The sequence below is a fragment of the Acidovorax sp. HMWF018 genome (genome assembly GCF_003061035.1).
In the GTDB taxonomy this organism is placed as follows: Bacteria; Pseudomonadota; Gammaproteobacteria; order Burkholderiales; family Burkholderiaceae_C; genus Acidovorax; species Acidovorax delafieldii.
On record NZ_QAIM01000450.1, the window covers coordinates 816 to 5,438 of the forward strand.

Sequence of the window (4,623 nt, forward strand, 5' to 3'; positions counted from 1 at the left end):
GCCGGTAGTGCTGGCCGGAAGCCAGCACCGCGTAGGCATCGCGGCCAAAGGCCAGAAAGTCCTCCTGGTCGACGTACATCTCTTCCGTCGTGCGCCCCTGCAGCGTGCCGGGCGCATAACCAAAGATGCGCTCCAGCGCGGGGTTGCGCCAGACGATGACACGGTCCTTGACCTTGGCGATGCCGATCAGGTCGTTGTCCAGCATCGCCTGCTGCTCCAGGTTCAGCGTGTGCAGTTGCTGGCGCGCGGCGTGCAGCTCGCTCACGTCGTACATGATGGAGCGGCTCATCACATAGTCGCCCTGCGCATTAAGGATGGCGGTGGACGACACGCTCACCCGCCGCTGGACGCCGCCACGGCCACACAGGTTGAACTCCAGCGGTCCGATCTTGCCCGTCTGCAAGAACACCGGAAAACACGCGGTGAACAGCGCCTTGCCCTCGTCATCAAAAAAGTCCGCGGGGCCCAGCTTGCCGATGACCTCCTCGCGCGGCAGGCCCAGCCACTGCAGGGTGAGCAGGTTCAGGTGCACATATTTGCCCTGGCGGTCCAGCGCGTAGTACCCGCAGGGCGCGTGGTCATACAGGTCCTGGAATTGTTCTGAGGCCTGTGCCAGCTCGGCCTCCAGTTGGCGGCGCTCGGTGATGTCGCGCCCCACAGACTGCCATTCCACCAGCTGCCCGGAATCGTCAAACAGCGCACGGTTGCTGAACTGGCACCAGCGGATGGAACCATCGCCCGACACCACGCGGTTTTCGATCACCACCACCGGATTGCGAGGGTGGATGGCGGCGAGCTTTTGTGTGACCAAGGGCAAATCATCCGGGTACACGATGGGCGACCATACCCGCCCCAGCACATCCTCGCGGCGAAGATGAAAGAGCCTGCAGAACGCATCGTTCACAAACGTCATGCGGTTGTTAGCGTCAAAGCGGCAGATGATCTCGGTCTGGTCTTCGAGAATCGAAAGGTAGCGCTGCTCGCTTTGCTGCAGGGCCTGGGTGCGCTCGATCACGCGATGCTCCAGCTCGGCGTTGGCCTGCTCCAGCGCGGCCTTGCCATCTATCAGGCCCTGGGTCATGTTCTGCAGGGCGGAGCGCAGATGCTGGAACTCCACCGTGTCCATTTCAAAATCAAGCGCCGCCACCTGGCCCGAGGCCTGCACCTGGCGAGCCGCCTCGGCCAGCCGCTCCACGGGCTGGCTAAAGCGCCGCGCCGCCCAGTAGGCCAGAGCTACCAGCAGGGCCGCCATCAGCCCCAGCAGCAGCGCGAGCAGCGTGTGCAAGCGGTTGATGGGCGCAAGCGCCATCTCCAGCGGCTGCCGCGTGACCAGCATCCAGCCCAGGTCCGTGACCGTCTGTGCGCGTACCGGCACCACGGCAGTCAGGTAGGTCTCCTTGGGGTCATCGCCCCAGGACATGACCTGGAACGTACCCTGCGACGGAAGGATGGGCAGCGCCGCACGGGCCTGCTCGACCGCGCCTGCGGTGTTGATGACGCCATCCTTGTTCACCAGCAGAACCTCCAGCCCGCCTGTCATCGGGGACTGCGGTGTGGCGCGGCGAATGATGTCCTGCACCCAGGCCCAGTTCACATGGGCCGACACCACGCCTTTGAGTACCGAGTCCTGTCCCCGGACGGGCGACGCATAGTCCATGAACCGCAGAGGCACCGGGCTGCCGGGTGCGCGCAGCAGTTTATCCAGCAACACCGCATCGTGGGCATCGCCCACATAGGGTCCTTGCTGGCCCGCGCTGAACCAGGGGCGCTGCGACACGTTTTGTCCCCGCAGCAGGTTGCCGGTGGACACCTGCACCACGCCCTGCGCGTCGGTCACGCCAATCCATGAGTAAAACGGGTAGGACTGGCGGATTTGCTCCAGGTGCGCCTGCAGTTGGGGTGCGTAGCCGTCGTCACGGGTCAGCATGGGCAGGTAGCTGAGCAACGCGATCTCGCGCTCACGCTCTTGCATGCCCTGGGCCAGCGCCAGCGCGATGGGCTGGCTGGCACTGACCAGTGATTGGCCACTCAGCTCGGTCAGGTGCCGCGTCAGCACCTGGTCGGCCACCAAGCCAATCGCCAACCCCGCCAGGACGGCCGTACCGCCAAACAGCAAGGTCAGCCGCGAGCGTGTGGTCTGCAGCCATGAAGACACAGCAGGCATCAGGGTCATGAGGCAGCGGGCATTTCAGTGTTTGACAGCCGTCGATTCTGGCATCGAAAGCGCTGTGCAAGTCGCCGCCCGGCAACGCTGCAGGGTGGTAGAAACCCGTTCGGTGACGCGCCCTGCTTCGCTGCCAGTGCCGCTGCCTCTATGCTGCCCCCATGACCGCTGCCAAAACCCTGCTGATCGTCTACCACTCCCACACCGGCGGCACCCGGCAGATGGTGGACGCGGCCTGCGCAGGCGCAGCAGCGGCCGATAGCGGTGTGGCGGTGCGCTTGCTGCACGCGCCACAGGCCCAGGCCGCCGATGTGCTGGCGGCGGACGGCTATCTGTTTGCCACCCCAGAAAACCTTGCAGCTGTCAGCGGCCTGCTCAAGGATTTTTTTGACCGCACCTACTATGCGGCGCTCGACCAGATCAATGGCCGCCCCTACGCCACCCTGGTCTGCGCTGGCAGCGACGGAACCAATGCCGCCCGCCAGATCGCACGCATCGCCACGGGCTGGCGTCTGCGGCCCGTGGCGGACCCGCTGATTGTCTGCACCCACGCGCAAACGCCCGAAGCCATCCTGGCCCCCAAACAGATTGCATCGGCCGACCTGGAGCGCTGCCGGGCGCTGGGTGAGGCCATGGCGGCAGGGTTGGGGATCGGGGTGTTCTAGAACAGGTTCTCAGGCCGGCGCCGCCAGCTCAGGCGCCTGGTACACCAGCACCTTCAGCGCCCGCTCCGGCTCCACGTCGGCAAACACGGGTGGATTGGCCACGCGCTCCACAAACCGCAGATCGGGCGCCAGCTCCTGCATCTGGTCCTGCAAGAAGGCCAAGCCCAGCTCGGGAGCATTGAGGCACAACAGCGCGTGGCCGCCGGGGGCCAGCAGGTCGGGCAGCCGGCGCATCAGGCGGGCGTAGTCCTTGGTGGCGACAAAGCTGCCCTTCTGGTAGCTGGGCGGGTCCACGATGACCAGGCCGTAAGGGCCGCTGCGGTTGATCTTGCCCCAGCTGCTGAAGATATCGTGCGGCAAAAAGGCGGCGCCCGTGGTGATGCCGTTGAGCTGGTGGTTCTGCTGCCCGATGCCGATGGCGCCGTGGCTCATGTCCACGTTGACCACCTGTTTGGCGCCCGCCTGCAGCGCCACCACCGAAAACGCACAGGTATAGGCAAACAGGTTCAGCACCTTGAGCCCGTAGCGGTCTGCACTGCGCGCTGCGGCGTAGTTGCGCACCCATTGGCGGCCTGCGGCCATGTCCAGAAACAGGCCGTGGTTCTGGCCGCGCAGCACATGCACGCGGTAGCGCACGCCCGCTTCGGTGACCACATGGGGGTCGGGCACCGCCCCTGCCATCAGGCGGGTTTCGCTGCGCCCCTCGATGCGCAAGGCCTCGCCCCGGTGCTGGAAGACCCAGTTCAGCGGCTGGCCTTCCGGGGCAATCTGGGACCAGCGTGCCTGCAACGCCGCGCCGATGGTCTCCAGCTCAGCGTCGCTGGCTGGTGCAAAGCTCGTCAGCACGAACACTGGCGGATACGCATCCAGCACCCACTGCTCGCAGCCCGGGAACAGCCCACCCCGGCCGTGGAAGACGCGCTGGGCGTCGGTGGGCAGGGGCATGGAGGCAATGGCGTCGAGCAGGGCTTGCATGGAGAAAAGGGCTGACAAAAAACAATTTCAGAATCAAAACGGCACGATGCGCTAGTCCAGCATGCCTGGGCAGCTATTGATTCAATAGCAATTGAGCATTATCGCCGCCAGCACTGGCGCAGACACCCACCAGAGACAGCGAATTGCCGTGGGCCCGGCTACGCCGGCCCGTCGGTGCCAGGCAGCCCCTGCCGCCCCAACCACTGCTTGCGCGATGTGCGCAGCTTGAAGCGCTGGCGGTACGCCCCTGGCGTCACCCCGGCCACGCGGGTGAACACCTTGCGAAAACTGCCCGTGTCGTTGTAGCCGCATTGCTGCGCCACATCGTCCACCGTGAGGTAGGTGGTCTGCAGCAGCGCCTGGGCCTGGGCAATGCGCAGCCGGTGCAGGTAGTCCTGAGGTGTTTCGCCATGCACCTGGGCAAACCAGCGCAGCAATGTGCGCGGGCTGGTGGCGGCGGCGCGGGCCGTGGCCTGCAGGCTGTAGGGCTCGTTGCGGTGGTCCTGCAGCCAGCGCCGCGCCTGCTCCAGTGCGCCCGCAGCCAGCGGGTTGCCCGTGGGGGTCTCCATGGCGGTGGTGGCGGTCAGCTGGCGCTGCGGGTCAAAAAGCAGCGCGTGCGATGCGGCCTGCGCCAGCTCGGCCGCCGGTGTCTGGGCCAGCAGGTCCAGCATGGCGGCCAGGGTGTCCTGCAGGGATGCGGTGGTCCACAGGGCACCGTCACGCTGCCAGGTTCGCTCCCGCTGCCAGGCCACCTCGGCCACATCGGCCGTCCTTGCCCCACTCTCGCTGGACTGCAGCACGATGGACGGCGCAAACACC

4 protein-coding genes are annotated in these 4,623 nt (G+C 66.1%); 1 reads left to right on the forward strand and 3 read right to left on the reverse strand.

Features of this window, described 5'->3' with window-relative positions; translation table 11 throughout:
- Positions 1-2,173, reverse strand: a 2,173-nt coding sequence (locus DBR23_RS18545) for a PAS domain S-box protein (protein ID WP_108499196.1), incomplete at its 3' end; no start/stop codon positions are given.
- A gap of 152 nt (positions 2,174-2,325) precedes the next feature.
- On the opposite strand from DBR23_RS18545, the gene DBR23_RS18550 reads away from it, so the two are divergent.
- The gene (locus DBR23_RS18550; RefSeq protein ID WP_108499197.1) at positions 2,326-2,829 is read left to right on the forward strand and encodes a flavodoxin family protein; all 504 of its coding nucleotides are present in this window, start codon (positions 2,326-2,328) and stop codon (positions 2,827-2,829) included.
- Positions 2,830-2,838: 9 nt separating this feature from the next.
- Here DBR23_RS18550 and DBR23_RS18555 read toward each other — a convergent pair whose 3' ends face one another.
- Positions 2,839-3,804, reverse strand: a complete 966-nt coding sequence (locus tag DBR23_RS18555) for a class I SAM-dependent methyltransferase (protein ID WP_108499198.1) — start codon at positions 3,802-3,804, stop codon at positions 2,839-2,841.
- A 158-nt stretch (positions 3,805-3,962) separates the two neighbouring features.
- Positions 3,963-4,623 (reverse strand): helix-turn-helix domain-containing protein (locus DBR23_RS31025; protein ID WP_233250551.1); only part of this gene is annotated, 661 nt, incomplete at its 5' end.